Source organism: Marmoricola sp. Leaf446 (assembly GCF_001424755.1).
GTDB lineage: Bacteria > Actinomycetota > Actinomycetes > Propionibacteriales > Nocardioidaceae > Marmoricola.
In genome coordinates this window covers 78,557-95,162 of sequence record NZ_LMRF01000004.1, presented here as the reverse complement: position 1 = coordinate 95,162, position 16,606 = coordinate 78,557, and the positions used below count along the sequence as shown (strand labels likewise).

Annotated in this window: 17 protein-coding genes and 1 pseudogene; 3 read left to right on the top strand and 15 right to left on the bottom strand. The window is 73.7% G+C overall.

The annotated features are described in order from the left end of the window. Positions 1-12: 12 nt before the first annotated feature. From ASG49_RS12120 to rplS, 6 genes are all read right to left on the bottom strand, one after another. Complete coding sequence (locus ASG49_RS12120; RefSeq protein WP_156384319.1) at positions 13-1,893, bottom strand: TadE/TadG family type IV pilus assembly protein; 1,881 nt, start codon at positions 1,891-1,893, stop codon at positions 13-15. After that, on the bottom strand, positions 1,880-2,293 hold the full coding sequence (locus ASG49_RS12115) for a TadE/TadG family type IV pilus assembly protein (RefSeq protein ID WP_056542212.1): 414 nt from the start codon (positions 2,291-2,293) through the stop codon (positions 1,880-1,882). Before ASG49_RS12115 ends, ASG49_RS12120 begins: the two co-directional genes overlap by 14 nt. A 160-nt stretch (positions 2,294-2,453) precedes the next feature. Further along, positions 2,454-2,765 (bottom strand): DUF2469 domain-containing protein, encoded by a 312-nt coding sequence (locus tag ASG49_RS12110; protein ID WP_056542209.1) that lies wholly within the window; start codon positions 2,763-2,765, stop codon positions 2,454-2,456. Further along, positions 2,762-3,520, bottom strand: a complete 759-nt coding sequence (locus ASG49_RS12105; protein WP_082534083.1) for a ribonuclease HII — start codon at positions 3,518-3,520, stop codon at positions 2,762-2,764. The genes ASG49_RS12110 and ASG49_RS12105 overlap by 4 nt, the downstream gene beginning before the upstream one ends. Before the next feature lie 8 nt (positions 3,521-3,528). Further along, positions 3,529-4,269, bottom strand: coding sequence for a signal peptidase I (gene lepB / locus ASG49_RS12100; RefSeq protein ID WP_235562048.1), 741 nt, complete (start codon positions 4,267-4,269; stop codon positions 3,529-3,531). Between the two features lie 114 nt (positions 4,270-4,383). Beyond that, positions 4,384-4,734: a 50S ribosomal protein L19 gene (rplS, locus tag ASG49_RS12095; RefSeq protein WP_056542208.1), complete on the bottom strand. Its 351-nt coding sequence runs from the start codon at positions 4,732-4,734 to the stop codon at positions 4,384-4,386. A 201-nt stretch (positions 4,735-4,935) separates the two neighbouring features. Here rplS and ASG49_RS12090 point away from each other — a divergent pair, with 201 nt between their 5' ends. Then, positions 4,936-6,015: a DNA glycosylase AlkZ-like family protein gene (locus tag ASG49_RS12090; RefSeq protein WP_056542205.1), complete on the top strand. Its 1,080-nt coding sequence runs from the start codon at positions 4,936-4,938 to the stop codon at positions 6,013-6,015. On the opposite strand, the gene trmD is transcribed toward ASG49_RS12090, so the two are convergent. The 4 genes from trmD to rpsP all read right to left on the bottom strand — a co-directional run bounded on the left by trmD (position 6,012) and on the right by rpsP (position 8,533). Then, complete coding sequence (gene trmD / locus ASG49_RS12085; protein ID WP_056542203.1) at positions 6,012-7,184, bottom strand: tRNA (guanosine(37)-N1)-methyltransferase TrmD; 1,173 nt, start codon at positions 7,182-7,184, stop codon at positions 6,012-6,014. The two genes, ASG49_RS12090 and trmD, sit on opposite strands and share 4 nt — an antisense overlap. Positions 7,185-7,186: 2 nt before the next feature. Continuing rightward, the gene (rimM, locus tag ASG49_RS12080) at positions 7,187-7,720 is read right to left on the bottom strand and encodes a ribosome maturation factor RimM (protein ID WP_235562047.1); all 534 of its coding nucleotides are present in this window, start codon (positions 7,718-7,720) and stop codon (positions 7,187-7,189) included. Between the two features lie 71 nt (positions 7,721-7,791). Then, on the bottom strand, positions 7,792-8,034 hold the full coding sequence (locus tag ASG49_RS12075) for an RNA-binding protein (protein WP_056542201.1): 243 nt from the start codon (positions 8,032-8,034) through the stop codon (positions 7,792-7,794). A gap of 4 nt (positions 8,035-8,038) precedes the next feature. After that, positions 8,039-8,533 (bottom strand): 30S ribosomal protein S16, encoded by a 495-nt coding sequence (gene rpsP / locus ASG49_RS12070; protein ID WP_056542200.1) that lies wholly within the window; start codon positions 8,531-8,533, stop codon positions 8,039-8,041. 201 nt (positions 8,534-8,734) lie between these two features. On the opposite strand from rpsP, the gene ASG49_RS12065 reads away from it, so the two are divergent. Then, positions 8,735-9,331 carry a hypothetical protein gene (locus tag ASG49_RS12065; protein WP_156384318.1) on the top strand — a complete coding sequence of 199 codons (597 nt, stop codon included), beginning with the start codon at positions 8,735-8,737 and terminating at the stop codon, positions 9,329-9,331. Here ASG49_RS12065 and ASG49_RS12060 read toward each other — a convergent pair. Continuing rightward, positions 9,267-10,031: a putative protein N(5)-glutamine methyltransferase gene (locus tag ASG49_RS12060; protein WP_235562046.1), complete on the bottom strand. Its 765-nt coding sequence runs from the start codon at positions 10,029-10,031 to the stop codon at positions 9,267-9,269. The genes ASG49_RS12065 and ASG49_RS12060 overlap by 65 nt on opposite strands. Before the next feature lie 16 nt (positions 10,032-10,047). After that, positions 10,048-11,121, bottom strand: coding sequence for an amidohydrolase family protein (locus tag ASG49_RS12055; protein WP_056542194.1), 1,074 nt, complete (start codon positions 11,119-11,121; stop codon positions 10,048-10,050). Positions 11,122-11,284: 163 nt separating this feature from the next. Between ASG49_RS12055 and ASG49_RS12050 the strand changes: the two genes are divergently transcribed. Then, complete coding sequence (locus ASG49_RS12050; RefSeq protein WP_056542192.1) at positions 11,285-12,466, top strand: ScyD/ScyE family protein; 1,182 nt, start codon at positions 11,285-11,287, stop codon at positions 12,464-12,466. Positions 12,467-12,484: 18 nt separating this feature from the next. Here the strand turns inward: ASG49_RS12050 and ffh are convergent, their stop codons facing one another. The 3 genes and pseudogenes from ffh to ASG49_RS19360 all read right to left on the bottom strand — a co-directional run. After that, positions 12,485-14,038: a signal recognition particle protein gene (gene ffh, locus ASG49_RS12045; RefSeq protein WP_056542189.1), complete on the bottom strand. Its 1,554-nt coding sequence runs from the start codon at positions 14,036-14,038 to the stop codon at positions 12,485-12,487. A 76-nt stretch (positions 14,039-14,114) separates the two neighbouring features. Continuing rightward, the gene (locus ASG49_RS12040; protein ID WP_056542187.1) at positions 14,115-16,373 is read right to left on the bottom strand and encodes a [protein-PII] uridylyltransferase; all 2,259 of its coding nucleotides are present in this window, start codon (positions 16,371-16,373) and stop codon (positions 14,115-14,117) included. A 37-nt stretch (positions 16,374-16,410) separates the two neighbouring features. After that, a pseudogene (locus tag ASG49_RS19360) lies at positions 16,411-16,606 on the bottom strand (P-II family nitrogen regulator); the annotation flags it as partial.

The window sequence follows — 16,606 nt, the reverse complement described above, 5'->3', positions numbered from 1 at the left end:
CAGACGGTGCGGTCAGCCGACGAGTCGAACGATCTTGTCCCCACTGGCCGGGTCGTAGCTCACGGACTCGTCGGACTCGTCCAGGGGCAACGCACGGGGGCTGAAGGTGAAGACGTGCAGTGTCTTGAACGAGTTGCCCTGCATCTCAACTCCGTTGATCTCGCTGGTCACCCCGGAGATCGGCTTGGTGAGCGTCTCCTCCGTGATGAAACCCGGAACGAAGCTACGGATCGGTTGAAAACCCTTCTGCGCACGGTCACTGGGATAGACGACCGGCAGGTAGACGAACCTCGGTGACTTCTTGATCGCAGGGTCGAGCATCGTCCTGTCCGCGGTGTCATCGCTGGAGATGGACGCGAGGCTGCCGCTCCCGCGAAGGAAGCACTGGAGGTAGTCGTTGTTGATGCTCTTCGTGCCGACCTCGACGTCGTTCCTGTCCTCGCAGACGGTCCGGCCGTTGTCGGTGTCGAGGCGACCGGGATGCGAACTCGTGCCCTCGACGAGCCCCTGGAAGGCCTTGGGGCCGTCGTTGCCGGGGTCGCCGATGATGCAGTTGGCGCCATCACCCGGGCCTGCCTCGTTGTTGTCGAAGACCGCTCCTAGCAGCGGCGAGGAAGCGGACCCGCAGTCCTTGGTCTCCGCCACGTTGGCGGGGAAGGTGTAGGCGGCTAACCGGTGGTCGAGGCCCAGCGCGACGTTGAGAAGGAAGTCGTCGTTCTTGTGCCCGGTCGCACGTGGGCTGTCGAGCTGTCCGAAATTTCCTCGGTCCTGCCCCACGCAGCCGCTCTCGACTCCCGGAGGCGCTGTCGTCGCCGGATCGCTCGGCGTCGTGGGAGGGTCGGTCGCAGGGTCCGGGTCGGGCACAGGGTCCGGAGTCGGCGTCACCGGTTGTCCCTCGACCTTGATCGTCTTGTAGTTCGTAGACGTGATCACGTGTTGCTGGTTCTGCTGGGCCATCGCCACGACCCGCCACGCCCCGACCTTGCCCGTCACGTCACTCGGCCCGAGCGAGATCTCGGGCAGGGCACCATCTCCGGAAGCCAGTGCGACGAAGTCGACGAACGTGCCGTCGGGGGCGGTGGCGCGCAGGGACACCTTGTTGTACTGCCTGGGGACGCCGGAGACGGAAAAGCCCTTCAGCTTCGTGGTGCTTCCGGCATACACGAAGCTGTCATCGGGCCCGAGGAGCGTGAGCGGAGCCGGGTCCTCCGGACCGTTGTTGGCCGCGCGCGGAAGGGTCCACGTCGAGGGCACGACGGGGCCTGCTTTGCCACCCTGGGTGGTGTCGGCGTGTGTGGGTCCGTAACCGCAGCCACTGGGTAGCCAGAAGGGCAGCATGTCCTCGTTGCGCGGGACCGACGTGCGGACCTCGACAGTTGCCCGCCGCTGGACCGTGGTCGAGCCCCCTACTCCTTCGAACGCACCGGCGAAGCCGAACCGCACCTCCGCCTCCGGCGCGACGACGACCATGACCGGGCAGGGCCCCAGTGCCTCGGTGCACTCCGGCGTGCCATTGGTGGCGTCCGACCGCGTCTTGTAGAACTTCACGTCCCCGTCCGAGGGGTCGCCATTCTTCAGGTCGGCCGTGAGCGCCGTGACCAGGCTCGCTCGGTCCCGGGTGTTGTCGAACGTGTCGGACTGGCCCAGGACAGCGTTGCTGACCATGCGACCCGCAAGGTCTGCAACGACCTCGTCGCGGGTGTGGCCGGCCACGGGACCCATCGGGAGGCGGTACCCGACCGAGATGGCACTCACGTCGACCTGCTTCTGGACGGTGCGACCGCGTGCCCAGGCGTTGCCCATGTCAACCGCCAGCCCGGCCATCATGAACATCAGCAGGGCGAGCACCCCCACCATTACCGCGGTGGCCCCGTTCTCGTCACGGCGTCGCATCGGCGCAATCCAGGTAGGGCGGCGCGGGGAGGTAGTCGACGCGCGCTGTGGCCCCGGAGGTCACCACGCCGTCGTCGGGGATGGGTATGAAGGGCAGGTTCAGGTCGTAGGAGTCGAAGATCACCGAGACCTCGACCGTGTCACCGACAGCGACCGTGCTGCCCGCCTTGGTGAAGGTTCGTGTGACCTCCAGGCCAGCCTTATCCGAGGTCACGGCACCGATCGCATTGCGCACGGCCGTCTGCAGGCCGGCGCACGAGCTCGGATCGCCCACGGCGGCCAGGCGCGCGGCGTACCTCGCGGTGTCGGCGCCACCCTGCATCGACCAGAAGTAGAGGCCGTACTGCATGATCCCGAACACGAGGTAGAGCAGCGGCAGCATGACGAAGGCGAACTCCACGGCAGCAGCGCCGTGCTCGCCGCGTGGGCGCCGGGTTCGGTGCACCTGACTCCGCCTCGTCTCCTGGGGCAGGCGGGGGGCCTGCGGTGCCAGGGTAAGGCGGCTTATGCCCGATTAGAGGGGTTTTCGGGGGGAGGGTGCCACTGGTGCAGACCAGCCCTCAGACCTTGGGCGGCTCGATCTCGCTGTGGCTGATCTCCTCGACGTTGACGTCCTTGAAGGTCAGCACCTTGACGTTCTTGGCCAGCCGCCGTGCGGGGCGGTACATGTCCCAGACCCAGGCGTCGGTCAGCGTCACCTCGAAGAACACGTCGCCGGCCTCGGTGCGGGCCTTCACGTCGACCTGGTTGCACAGGTAGAAGCGGCGGTCGGTCTCCACGACGTACTTGAAGATGCCGACGACGTCGCGGTACTCGCGGTAGAGCGTGAGCTCCATCTCGGTCTCGTACTTCTCGAGATCCTCGGCGCTCATCGCGCTGCCTCCTGCAGGTCGTGACGGGTGGGTCGGGGTCCGGTCGCGGAGCCGGCGTCGGCCTCGAACAGCTGCGGCTCCAGCGTGAGCGGTGGTGCGTCGACGATCCCGGCGGCGCGCCGTACGTTGACGAAGCGCATCCGGTGCACCGCGCTGGGGCCGTGCTCGGTGAGCGCGGCGGCGTGCTCGTCGGTGATGTAGCCCTTGTGCGTGGCGAAGTCGTACGCCGGGTGGTGCTCGTGCAACTCGGCCATGATGCGGTCCCGGGTCACCTTGGCGAGGACCGAGGCGGCCGAGATGCACGCGGCGACCCGGTCACCCTTCCACATCGCCAGGCCCGGCACCTCGAGCCCGTCCACGGGGAACCCGTCGGTCAGCACGTACGCCGGACGCGTGGTCAGCCGGGCGAGGGCACGGCGCAGCGCCTCGACGTTGGCGACGTGCATGCCGAGCCGGTCGCACTCCCCCGGCGGCACGACGACCACCGACCAGGCGGTGGCCCGGCGCACCACCTGCTCGTAGCACCGCTCGCGCGCCCGCGCGGTGAGCAGCTTGGAGTCGGCCAGCCCGGGCACGATGCCCGCCCGCCCCTCCGGCAGGATCGCCGCGGCTGCCACGAGAGGGCCCGCGCAGGCACCCCGGCCCGCCTCGTCGACCCCGGCGACGGGCGTCAGCCCCACCCGGCGCAGCGCGCGCTCGTAGCCGTAGAGACCGGCGTCGCGCCGGACGGTGGCTCCGCGGGGCAGGGTCGTCACCGCAGGCCTCAGGAGGTGCCCGACCGTCGGTCGGGCACGTCGGCGAAGGTGGCGGGACGGTGGATGACCTCGGCGCGGTCCCAGGGCCAGATCAGCGCGAACACCTTGCCCACGACGAGGTCCTGGTCGACGAAGCCGCCGCCGGGGCCGCCCATGTGGACGCGCGAGTCGGCCGAGGCGCCCCGGTTGTCGCCCATCATCCACATGAATCCCGCGGGCACGGTCTTGTCGAAGGGGATGTCGGAGGGGACGGTGCCCTCGGGCAGGTAGGACCGCTCGTCGAGGGGCCGGTCGTTGACGGTGATGCGGCCCTCGTCGTCGCAGCACACGATGTGGTCGCCGCCGACCGCCATCACCCGCTTCACCAGGTGACCGCCCGCGGGGTAGAGCCCGACGCGCTCCAGCGCCTTGCTCACCGGGCTGGTGGGTCCGGCGGAGTCCGTCGGGTCGAGCCAGCCGCCGGGGTCGGCGAAGACGACGATGTCGCCCCGCTCGGGGGTGCCCGAGCCCCAGTAGGAGACCTTCTGGACAAGGATCCGGTCGTTCTCCACGAACTGCGGCACCATCGACGGCGAGGGGATGTAGAAGGCCTGCAAGAACAACGTCTTGATGACGATGGCCAGCACCAGCGCCAGGCCGAGCAGCAGGACGCTCTCCTGCCACAGCGGCATCGGCTTGCGGGACCGCGACCGCCTCCGGCGACCTCCCGGGCTCTCGGGGGCGGCGGCCGCCTCGTCCACGTTGGTCACCTTCGGGAGCCTAACCGTCGGGGAGCAAGCGGTGGGTCCTCACGCCTGCTCCTGTCGTCGTCCGGACGCACCACCGGCCGGCCACCAGGGCCGGCCGGGGGTCTCGCGCGCGGGTCAGGACTCGCGACGCTCCTTGATCTTGGCGGCCTTGCCGCGCAGGTTGCGCAGGTAGTAGAGCTTGGCGCGACGGACGTCACCGCGGGTCACGACCTCGATCTTCTCGAAGATCGGGGAGTGCAGCGGGAAGGTGCGCTCGACGCCCACACCGAAGGAGACCTTGCGGACGGTGAAGGTGCGGCCGATGCCGGAGCCCTGCACCTTGATCACGACGCCCTGGAAGACCTGCACGCGCGCCCGGTTGCCCTCGACGATGTTGACGTGCACCTTGATGGTGTCGCCGGCCCGGAAGGCGGGGACGTCGTCGCGCTTGACGGCGCTGCTGAGCGTGTCGATGACGTTGGTCATGTGTGTCTCCTCGTGACTGCCACAGGTCACCCACGGATAGGTGTCTCGGATGAATGGTCGACCCGTCGTACGCCGATCCGGTCGTCCCCCTGTGGCAGGTGACCGTGGCAGCCGGGCCAACGGGAGATTCTGCCACGCGGGGCGGCGTACGACGAAATCAGCGGACCCGGGCTGTCCGCCCGACCTGGTAGACCCCCTCCCATGGAGCTGACCCGCGCGCAGGTGCTGCGCCACCGCGTCCACGTGCAGCAGCTGGACCGCCCGGGGACGCACCCCGACGCCGCCGTGCTCGACCTCGGCGTCCAGGACACCGGCACCGACGGGGCGCGCTGGGCCCTGGCCCTGCGGGGCTGCGAGCCCGACCCGGACGACCTGGTCACGGCCTGGACGCTGCGGGGCGCCCCCCACGTCTTCCGGCGGGCCCAGGTCGCCGAGGTCGCCGCCGCCGTGGCCCCCTGGTCCGAGGCCGACGCGGCCAAGCGGATCTTCGACGCGGCCCGGCCGCTGCGCGCCGCGGGCCTCGAGGTCCGCGGCGCGCTGGCGCGCGTCGCCGAGGAGATGGCCGACGTGGTGCGCGAGCCGATGGTCAAGGGCGAGCTGTCGGCCGAGCTCACGCGGCGGCTCCCGCCGCCCTACCTGCGCTGGTGCCGACCCTGCGACGCCGAGCACGTCTTCGAGCAGCCGTTCCGGTTGGCTGCCCTCCAGGCGGGCCTGGAGCTGCGACCGGGCACCTCGCCGCCCGTCCTGGAGCCGGTGCCGGGGTGGTCCGGCCCGGCGAGCGACCCCGACCCGGCGCTCGACCCCGTCCGGGCCGCGCTCCACCTGCTCGGCCCGACCACCCCGCAGCTCGTGGCGGGCTACGTCGACGCCCCGGTCGCCGAGGTCCGCCGACGCTGGCCCGACGACGTCGTCGAGGTGTCGGTGGCCGGCGAGCGCCGCTGGGCGCTCGAGGGCGACCGCGACCTGCTTGCCGACCCGCCGTCCGGTGACGCCGTGCGGCTGCTCGCGCCGTTCGACCTGCACCTCCAGGCGCGTGACCGCGACCTGCTGGTGCCCGAGGAGGCGGCGCGCAAGGACCTGTGGCGCACGCTGGGCCGCCCCGGCGCGCTGCTCGTGGGCCACGAGGTGCGCGGCAGCTGGCGGCCCCGGGCGAGCGGCGGTGTGCTGCGGCTGCTCGTGGAGGAGTGGGAGCCGTCGCCGGACCGCACCGACCTCGTCGAGCAGGCCGAGCGGCTCGCGGCGCACCGCGGGCTGCGCTTCGGCGGGTTCACCGACAGCTAGGAGCGGCTGCGCCGACGCTTGCCGAGGACGACGGCACCCGGTGGCGCCGTCAGGTCGGGCCGCGGTCGGTAGCCGGCCTTGCGGTACATCGCGAGGTTGCGGGCGCTGCCGGCACCGGTGAAGAGCACGAGGTCCTTCGCCTCGGCCGGGGCGGCGGCCTCGATGGCGGCGAGCAGCGCCCGCCCCAGGCCGCGGCCCTGGAGGTCGGGTGCCACCATCAGCCGACCGACGTCCCAGGTGGAGCCGTCGACCAGGCGGCCGCGGACCGCGGCCACCAGCCGGCCGCCGCTGCGCGCCACCAGGGTCGTCCACTCCCCCAACCAGGCCAGCACGTCGTCGAGGTCCTCGTGCAGCGCGGGGATCCGGGTGTCGGGGTTGGCCAGCTGCTCCTGCACCCAGCACGCGCGCTGGAGCGTGAACAGCTCCCCGGCGTCGCCGACGGTGGCGGCGCGGAGCAGGCCGTCGAGGTCGGCGGCGGCCAGGGCCTGCGCCGGGTGGGCGAGGTCGGGTCGACGCTCGGCGGTGCGGCGTACGGACTGGTCGTGGCGCCACGCGGCGATCCGCGCGTGGTCGCCCGAGAGCAGCACCTCGGGGACGTCGTGGCCGCGCCAGGAGGCGGGCTTGGTGTAGACGGGGTACTCCAGCAGGCCGTCGGTGTGCGACTCCTCGGCCAGCGACGCGGCGTTGCCCATGAAGCCCGGCAGCAGGCGCACCACGGCCTCGACCACCACCAGCGCGGCGACCTCGCCCCCGTTGAGGACGTAGTCGCCGACCGAGAGCTCGACCACCTCGAGCCGTCCGGCAGCGTCGTCGACCACCCGCTGGTCGATGCCCTCGTAGCGGCCGCAGGCCACCACGAGGTGCTCGCGCGTGGCGAGGTCGGCGGCCACGGCCTGGGTGAGGGGCCGCCCGGAGGGGGTCGGCACGACGAGCGTGGCCCCGTCGGGCGCGACCGCGTCGAGCGCCTCGCCCCAGGGGCCGGGCGTCATCACCATGCCGGCGCCGCCGCCGTAGGGGGTGTCGTCGACGGTGCGGTGCCGGTCGTGGGTCCAGGTCCGCAGGTCGTGGACGTGCAGGTCGAGCAGGCCCTCGCGCCGGGCCCGGCCCGGGAGCGAGAGGTCCAGGGCGTCGAGGTAGGCGGGGAAGATCGAGACGACGTCGACGCGCACGCCTACTCCAGGTCCAGCAGGCCGGGCGCGTCGTCGACCACGAGCCGGCCCTCGTCGAGGTCGACCTCGGGCACCAGCGCGGAGACGAAGGGGAACAGCACCTCGCCGCGGTCGGTACCGATGACCAGCAGGTCCTGGGCGCCGTGGTGCTCCACGCGCAGCAGCTCGCCGACGGCCGCGCCGTCGGTGGTGACCACGCGCAGGCCCACCAGCTGGTGGTCGTAGAACTCCTCGGGGTCGGCCGGGGTCTCCTCGGGGTCGACGAAGACCCGCAGCTCGGTCCCGCGTGCCGCCTCGGCGGCGGTGCGGTCGGCGAGCTCCTCGAAGCGCACCAGCAAGCGGCCGGAGTGCATCCGGGAGCTCGCCACCGTCAGCTGCCCAGTGGGGGTGCGCAGCGCGGCGCCGTCGGCGAAGCGGCGCTCCGGCTCGTCGGTGCGGACGTCGACGGCGACGTCGCCGCGGATGCCGTGCGCGCGGCCGACGCGGCCGACGACCACCCAGTCACCGGCGTCGTCGTGGGATGCGGTGGGGACCACGCTCACTCCTGTCGTGCACGGCGAAGGCACCACCCCGGACCAGGTCCGGGATGGTGCCTTCGGTGGGTGTCCTAGCGCCGACGGTCGACGTCGACGAAGTCGATCCTGGCGCCCTCGCGGCCGGCCAGCGACGACACGACCGTGCGGAACGCGGTGGCCGTGCGGCCGCCGCGGCCGATCACCTTGCCGAGGTCGTCGGGGTGGACCCGGACCTCGAGGATCGAGCCGCGACGCAGCTGCTTGTCGTGCACCACGACGTCGTCGGGGTGCTCCACGATCCCGCGGACGAGGTGCTCGAGGGCGTCGGCCAGCATCGGCTCAGGCCTCCGACTTCTCGGCGGACTCCTGCTCGGCGGGAGCCTCGGCGGCCGGGGTCTCCTCGGCGGCGGGGGTCTCCGCGGCCGGGGTCTCCTCGGCCTTGTCGGCCTTCTTGGTGGACTTCTTGGTCACCGCGGCGCCCTTGGGCTCGTTGGCGGCGTCCTTGAGGGCCTCGTTGAACAGCTCCTGCTTGTCGCGCTTGGCCTCCTTGACGCGCAGGGTGCCCTCGGTGCCCGGCAGGCCCTTGAAGGTCTGCCAGTCGCCGGTCACCTTCAGGAGGGCCTCGACGGCCTCGGTCGGCTGCGCGCCGACGCCCAGCCAGTACTGCGCCCGGTCGGAGGTGACCTCGATCAGCGAGGGCTCCTCCTTGGGGTGGTACTTGCCGATCTCCTCGATGACCCGCCCGTCCCGCTTCTTGCGGGCGTCGACGACGACGACGCGGTAGAACGGCTGACGGATCTTGCCCATGCGCTTGAGGCGAATCTTGACGGCCACGTCTGTGGTGTCTCCTTGACGGTTCGTGTGGTGGTGGGTCCTCCTCGACCCCGTGGGGACAGGGCGGTGGGACCCGATGGCGTGCACCGGACGGATGAGAGGGTCCGGTCGGCGTACGACTCAGCCGGTGATTCTGCCACGCCCTGCCCACCGCGACCGAATCGAGCCGTCCCGACCGCGGCGGAGTGGGACGATCCGACGGTGAGCCAGCACCCTGCCCCGCCGTACGCCGCACCCGGCAGGCCCCGTCCGCGCCGCCGGTGGTTCGTGGTCGGCGGCGTCCTCCTGGCCCTGGCGGCGGTGGTGTTCGTGGTCGGCCTGGTCACCACCGTCGGCCGCGGCACCGACACCGACGTGGTCGCCCTGCTGCGCGGGCCCGGTCAGCCGGTGGGCGCCGGGGTGCCCGTCGACGAGGAGCGGATGCTGTTCGTGCCCCGGGGCGAGCCGGCGCCGCAGTGCCGCGTCACCGACGCCGAGGGCCGCGACGTGCCGGTGCGGCCCACCACCGTCGGCACCACGGTCACCACCATGGGCGTCACCTGGACCGGGGTGTCCACCTTCACCAGCCCCACCGCGGAGGTCCGGGTCGAGTGCGCGACCCCGGTCGACCGGCTGCGGATCGGGAGCCCGCTGGGCGCGGGGTTCGCCGTCGGCCTGGTGCTGACGATCCTGGGCCCGCTGCTGCTCGGCGGCGCCGGCCTGGCGGTCCTGGTCGTCACCACCGTGCTGTGGCTCAGCCGACCGCCGCGTCCGGCCGGGTCGCCGCCACCACCGTCGAGCCCGTCCCCGGGCTGGTGACGACCTCGACCACGAGCCCGGCGGCCGTGCAGGCGGCCACCGACCCGGCGGCCTGACCCTCGCTCGACTCCAGGAGCAGCACGCCGCCCGGCGCCAGCCAGTCCGGGGCGGCGGCGGCCACGCGGCGGTGGAGGTCGAGGCCGTCGACGCCGCCGTCGAGCGCGACCCGGTGCTCGTGGTCGCGGGCCTCGGGCGGCAGCAGCGCGATCGACCCCGTCGGCACGTACGGCGCGTTGCAGGTCACCACGTCGACCCGGCCACGCAGCCGGCGGGGCAGCGCGGCGAACAGGTCGCCCTCGTGCACCGCCGAGCACGGCAGGTTGAGCCGGGCGCAGGCCACCGCGTCGGGGTCGAGGTCGGCGGCGTGGACCTCGGCCCCGGGCACCTGCTCGGCGACCACCAGCGCCAGCGCGCCCGTGCCGCAGCACAGGTCGACCACGACCGGCGCGGGGCGGTCGGCCAGCAGCCGCACCGCGAGCGCCGCCATCGCCTCGGTGCGCCGGCGCGGCACGAAGACCCCGGGCACAACACGGACCCGGCGCCCCGCGAACTCCGCCCAGCCGAGGACCTGCTCGAGCGGCTCCCCCGCGACCCGGCGCGCCACCAGCGCCTCGAGGGCCGGCCCGGTGGCGCCGGTCCCGTGCAGCAGCGCGGCCTCCTCCTCGGCGTACACGCAGCCGGCGGCCCGGAGCCGGACCACCAGCCCGGGCGGGGGGTCAGGCGACGACGCGGCCACGCAGCACGACGGCGGTCGGGCGCCGCAGCACGGTGAGGTCCTGGCGCGGGTCGCTGTCGTAGACCACGAAGTCGGCCGAGGTGCCCTCGCGCAGGTGGCCGTCCAGCCCGAGCCACTCCCGCGCACGCCAGGACGCCGCGCCCAGCGCCTCCTCGGTGCTCAGCCCGAGGTCGTGCAGGGCGACCACCTCGCCGGCGAGGTTGCCGTGCCGGGACAGCCCGCCCCCGTCGGAGCCGGCGTAGAGCGCCACCCCGGCCTCGTGGGCGTTCATCAGGGTCTCGCGGCGCCGGGCGTGGAGGTCGGTCATGGTGGCGGCGTAGTCGGGGAACTTCGAGGCCCCGGCCTCGGCGTACTCCGGGAACTTCTCCAGCTGCATCACCGTCGGCACCAGCGCCACCGAGCCGGCGACCATCCGCTCGACGAGGTCGGGGGTCAGCCCGGTGCCGTGCTCGACGCAGTCGATGCCCGCGTCGATCAGGCCGCCGAGCACCTCGTGGCCGAAGCAGTGCGCGGTCACCTTGGCGCCGTGCTCGTGCGCGGTGCGGATCGCGTCGGCGAACGCCTCGGGGCCGAAGGAGGGCGCGAGGTCGCCGCTGTCGCGGGAGATCCAGTCGCCGACGAGCTTGACCCAGCCGTCGCCGCGCTGCGCCTCCTGGGCGACGTAGGCCGACAGCTCCTCGGGCTCGACCTCGTGGGCGTAGTTGCGGATGTAGCGGCGGGTGCGCGCGATGTGGCGCCCGGCCCGGACCAGCCGCGGCAGGTCGTCGCGGTCGTGGATCCAGGAGGTGTCGGCAGCCGAGCCGCAGTCGCGGATCAGCAGCGCCCCGCCGTCGCGGTCGTCGATCGCCTGCTGCTCGGTCTCGGCCTGGCCCAGGGCGCCGTCGTCGTCGAGGCCGAGGTGGCAGTGGGCATCGACCAGCCCGGGCACGATCCACCCCTGGGCGACGGTGTCGGCGCCGGGCTGCCGCTCGTAGGTGACCTGCCCGTCCACGACGTAGAGGTCCCGGGTCTCGCCGTCGGGGAGCACCGGCCCGGCGAATCGCTGCGCTGCCATGGCGGGGACGCTACCGCGACCCGGGACGTCGTACGACGCCGGCGAAGTGTCGCGACTGGCGTGGCTATGCCCGCATTTCGCGACCTAGACCGGGGTTGCGGTCTCGAAATTGGCGTGTCCACGGTGTGAGACCCACGTCACGCCGCCGTCCCAGGAGCCACCGATGTCACGCTTGGTCCGACCCCTCCACCTGACCGCCCTGCTCGGCACCGCGCTCGCGACCGCCGCCGTGGCCCTGGCCCCGCCGTCCACCGCGGCGGGGTCGACCCCCGCCACCGAGCGGGCGGAGCGTCCGGGCCGTGCCGTGGTCGCCACCGGCCTCGACAACCCGCGCCAGCTGTCCTTCGACCGACGCGGCCGGCTGTTCGTGGCGGAGTCCGGGCAGGGAGGGGCCGGGCCCTGCGTCGACGGCCCCGAGCAGGAGACCGTCTGCCTGGGCTACAGCGGCGCGGTCACCATGGTCGCGAACGGCCGGCAGCGCCGGGTGGTCACCGGGCTCCCGTCGCTGGCCGGCGAGGGCAGCGGCAACCAGGCGAGCGGGCCGACGGACGTCTCGGTCGACCGGAGGGGGCACTACCGGATCTCGGTGGGTCTCGGGGGCGACGAGGAGGTCCGCGGCCAGTTCCCGACGCCCGCACGACGCCAGCTCGGCACCGTCCTGGCCGGCCGGCTCGGCGGCGCCCCCTACGTGTACGCCGACCTGGCGGCGTACGAGCAGGACGCGAACCCCGACGGCAGTACGCGGAAGCTGGAGGACGGGACCGTGGTGCGCGCCCCCGACAGCAACCCCGGCGGCCTGACCCGCACCGGGCGCGGCCTGCTCGTCGCCGACGCCGGTGGCAACACCCTGCTGCGCGTCCGCTCCGGCCGGGTCAGCGCCCTGGCCGTCTTCCCGCAGACCCAGGTCGCCGATCCCTTCGGTGCCGGCACCATCCCCATGGACGCGGTGCCCACCTCGGTCACGAAGGGGCCGCGGGGGTCCTGGTTCGTCAGCCAGCTGACCGGCTTCCCGTTCCCGAGGGGTGGGGCCAGGATCTTCCGGGTCGTGCCCGGCCGGGCGCCGACGGTGTGGGCCACCGGGCTGACCAACGTCACCGACCTGACCTGGAGCAGGGGTCGTCTGTACGCCGTCCAGCTGGCCACCGGCGGGCTGCTGACCACGCCCGAGGACGAGCTGCCCACCGGCTCGCTGGTGCGCGTGCCGCGCGGATCGACGTCGCCCAGGACGGTCGCCTCCGGGCTGGCGGCGCCCTACGGCGTGGCGGTGCGCGGCGGCTCGGCGTACGTCACGACCTGCAGCGTCTGCGCCGACGGCGGCACCGTCACCCGGGTCCGCCTGCGGTGACCGACCGCCCGGTCGCGGCTACTTGAGGTACTTGGACAGGTCCGGCAGCTGCGAGGGGTCGAACTCCTCGCCGCCCTTGCCGGCGCCGAGACCGAAGGCCGCGCCGGGCGCCGCCTCGGGCGTGGCGTCGGCCGCGGGCGCCGGGGTGCGCTTGGCGGGGTTGCCGGACTGACGGCGGCCCTTGGCCTTGCGCGGCTGCGGCGCCTGGCGGCCCTTGGCCTTCTTGCCCATGCCGACGCCGGGCATGCCGGGCATCGCCGGGGCACCGCCGCGGGCCATCTGCTGCATCATCTTGCGCGCCTCGAAGAACCGGTCGACGAGCTGGTTGACGTCGCTCACGGCCCGGCCGGAGCCCTTGGCGATGCGGGAGCGACGGGAGCCGTCGATCATCTTGGGGTTGGCCCGCTCGGCCGGCGTCATCGACTGGATGATCGCCTGGATGCGGTCGATCTCGCGCTCGTCGAAGTTCTCCAGCTGCTCGCGGAACTGGCCCATGCCGGGCAGCATCCCGAGCATCTTGGTCAGCGAGCCCATCTTGCGGACCTGCTGCATCTGCTCGAGGAAGTCGTCGAGGGTGAACTCGCCGCCCTGGCCCTGGAGCTTGGCTGCGGCCTTGGCGGCCTGGTCGGCGTCGAAGGTCTTCTCGGCCTGCTCGATCAGGGTGAGCAGGTCGCCCATGTCGAGGATGCGCGAGGCCATCCGGTCGGGGTGGAAGAGGTCGAAGTCGGTGAGCTTCTCGCCGTTGGAGGCGAACATGACCGGCTTGCCGGTCATCGAGGCGATCGACAGCGCCGCGCCGCCGCGGGCGTCGCCGTCGAGCTTGGTCAGCACGACCGCGTCGTAGCCGACGCCGTCGAGGAAGGCCTGCGCGGTGTTGACGGCGTCCTGTCCGATCATCGCGTCGACGACGAAGAGCACCTCGTCGGGCTGGACCGCGTCGCGGATGTCGGCGGCCTGCTGCATCAGCTCGGCGTCGATGCCGAGCCGGCCGGCGGTGTCGACGATGACGACGTCGTGCAGCGTGCGCCTGGCCTCCTCGATCGCCCGCCGCGCCACCGCGACCGGGTCGCCGACGCCGTTGCCGGGCTCGGGGGCGAAGACTGTGACGCCCGCGCGCTCGCCGTTGACCTGGAGCTGCTTGACCGCGTTGGGGCGCTGCAGGTCGGCCGCGACGAGCATCGGGCTCGTGCCCTGGCCCTTGAGCCAGAGCGCGAGCTTGGCCGCCAGGGTCGTCTTGCCGGCGCCCTGCAGGCCGGCGAGCATGATCACGGTCGGGGGCTGCTTGGCGAACCGCAGCCGCCGGGTCTCGCCGCCGAGGATCCCGACGAGCTCCTCGTTGACGATCTTGATGACCTGCTGGGCCGGGTTGAGCGCTCCGCTGACCTCGGACCCGCGCGCCCGCTCCTTGACCGAGGCCACGAACTGCTTGACCACCGGCAGCGCGACGTCGGCCTCGAGCAGCGCCAGCCGGATCTCGCGCGCGGTCGCGTCGATGTCGGCCTCGGAGAGCCGACCCTTCCCGCGGAGGTTCTTGAAGGTGTCGGAGAGGCGGTCGGAGAGCGTGGCGAACACGGTGGGCGATTCCTCGGGTGACGACGTCGGGGGGGCGGCGGGGCCCGCGGAGGGCTGGGTACGCCGGACTGTCAGCCTAGCCCCGCCCCGGACCCGCTGCTCCCGCGCCCGAGGCGGCGTACGTCGTGACGAGGGCCTCGCGCACCGCGTGCGCCGCCGAGGCCGCCCGCTCCTCCGAGAGCGCCCCGGCCGAGGCCTCCTGCACGTAGAAGACGTCCACGGCCTGGGGCCCGAGCGTGGAGACGTGGGCCGAGCGCACCGAGACGTCCATCCGCGCCAGGGCCGAGCACACGGTGTGGATCAGGCCGGGCCGGTCGGCCGAGCGGACCTCGACGACGGTGGCGGTCGTGGACGCATCGGTGCGCACGGCCACCGTGGGCTCGAGCCGCACCGGCGTGGGTCGACGCAGCCGGGCCGCGGCGTCGACGCGCCCGTCGACCACGGCCTCGAGCCGCTGGCGCAGCAGGATCTCGTCGAGCCCGGACTCCACGACGTCCCAGACCGAGACCCCGACGCCGTCCTGGGTCCACGCCCGCGCGGCGCGCACCGAGACGCGCTGCAGCGCCAGCATCGCCGCCGCGTCGGCCAGCAGGCCGGTCCGGTCGCCGGAGACGACCTGCACCCGGGCCCCGTCGGCGACCTCCTCCACGGTCACGGCCACCGCACGGGGGTCCTCGCGGACCGAGGCGGGCACCTCGACCCGGTCGACCTCGTCGGCGGGCAGGGGCTCGTCGGCCAGCACCGCACCGGCGCGGCGCACGAGACCGGCGACCAGGGAGGCGCGCCACCGGGTCCAGGCCTTGTCGGAGGTCGCGCGGGCGTCGGCCTCGGTCAGGGCCGCGAGCAGCTCGAGCTCCTCGCGGTCGCGCACCTTGGCCGTCACCAGCGCGACCGTGGCCGGGTCGTCCGGGTCGCGGGTGGTCGCGGTCTCGGGCAGCAGCAGGTGCCAGCGCACCAGGTCGCCGACCAGGTCGACCTCGTCGGCGTCGAAGCCGATCCGCTGGGCGATCCGCCGCGCGATCGGCTCGCCGGCCACGCAGTGCTCGGTGAGCTGGCCCTTGCCGATGTCGTGGAGCAGCGCGGCCACCATGAGCACGTCGGGCCGGGCCACCCGGCGGATCAGCGCGGCCGCCTCGGTGCAGGTCTCCACGAGATGCCGGTCGACGGTGAACCGGTGGATGGCCGAGGCGTGGGGCAGCAGCCGCACCCGCTCCCACTCCGGCAGCAGCGACTCCAGCGCCCCGGTCTCGTCGAGGGTCTCCCACACGCCGAGCAGGCCCGGTCCGGCGGCGAGGAGCCGCACCAGCAGGTCGCGCGCTCCGTCGGGCCACGGGTCCGGCAGCGGGGCGCCCTCGCGCACCAGTCGGGCCACGGTCGGGGGCGCGAGCACCAGGTCGCGCTCCGCGGCCTCGGCCGCGCACCGGAGCAGCAGCAGGGGGTCCTCGGCCACCCGGGCGCCCCGGTCCAGGACGACCTCCTCGAAGGACAGCGCCACCCCGGGGGCCACGCGCGTCAGCTGCGGGGCGCGGCGCCGGGTCGGATGGGGCTCGCGCAGCGTGGCCTCGGCGCGGCGCCAGGCCAGGCGCGAGAGGTGGGTCAGCCGCCGGGCCAGCCCCCGGGTGTGGGCCTGCGCCGCGTCGGGCCCGGGCAGGCCGAGCGCCTCGGCCACGTCGGGCCAGTACTCCGGCACCACCCGGTCGGTCGCGCGCCCGGCCACCGCGTGGACCGCGTCGCGCACGTCGAGCAGGGCCACCCGGCAGCGCTCGAGCTCGCCGTGGGGGACGTCGACGACCCAGCTGGCCACCAGCGCCTTGAGCACGGTGGCGTCGCGCAGGCCGCCGGCGGACTCCTTGAGGTCGGGCACCGAGGCGTGCGCCAGCTCGCCGCTGCGCCTCCCGCGCTCCAGGACCAGCTCGCGCAGCTCGCCGAGGCGGGTGCGGGCGTCGCGGCGCCACTGCGTCAGCACGGCGGTGCGCAGCTGCAGCGTCAGCCCGGGGTCCCCGGCCAGGTGGCGCACGTCGAGCATGCCGGCCGCCACCCGCAGGTCGGCCGCCGCCTGCTCCAGGACCTCGCTCACCGTGCGCACCGAGTGGTCGACGGTCCACCCGGAGTCCCAGAGCGGGTACCAGACGCCGCCGGCCCAGTCCCCCACCTCGACGTCGTCGGCCAGCACCAGCACGACGTCGAGGTCGCTGTGGGGCGCGAGCTCGCCCCGGCCGTAGCCGCCGACGGCCACCAGGGCCACCCCGGCCTCGGGGCACCCGGCCGTCCGGAACGCCTCGAGGCACAGCGCGTCGGCCGAGCGGGTCCGCGCGGCGCGTTCCGCGTCGGTCACGCGCGAGCCCCCGGCAGGGACGCGCGCGGCACGGTGCTCAGAGCGCCGACCCGTCCCGGTCGCCGGTGCGCACGCGCACGACGGACTCGACCGGGGACACCCAGACCTTGCCGTCGCCGATCCGGCCGGTGCGGGCCGCCTCGACGACCGCCTCGGTCACGGCCTCGACGTCGGCGTCCTCGAGGACGACCTCGAGGCGCACCTTGGGCACCAGCGAGACGTCGTACTCCGCG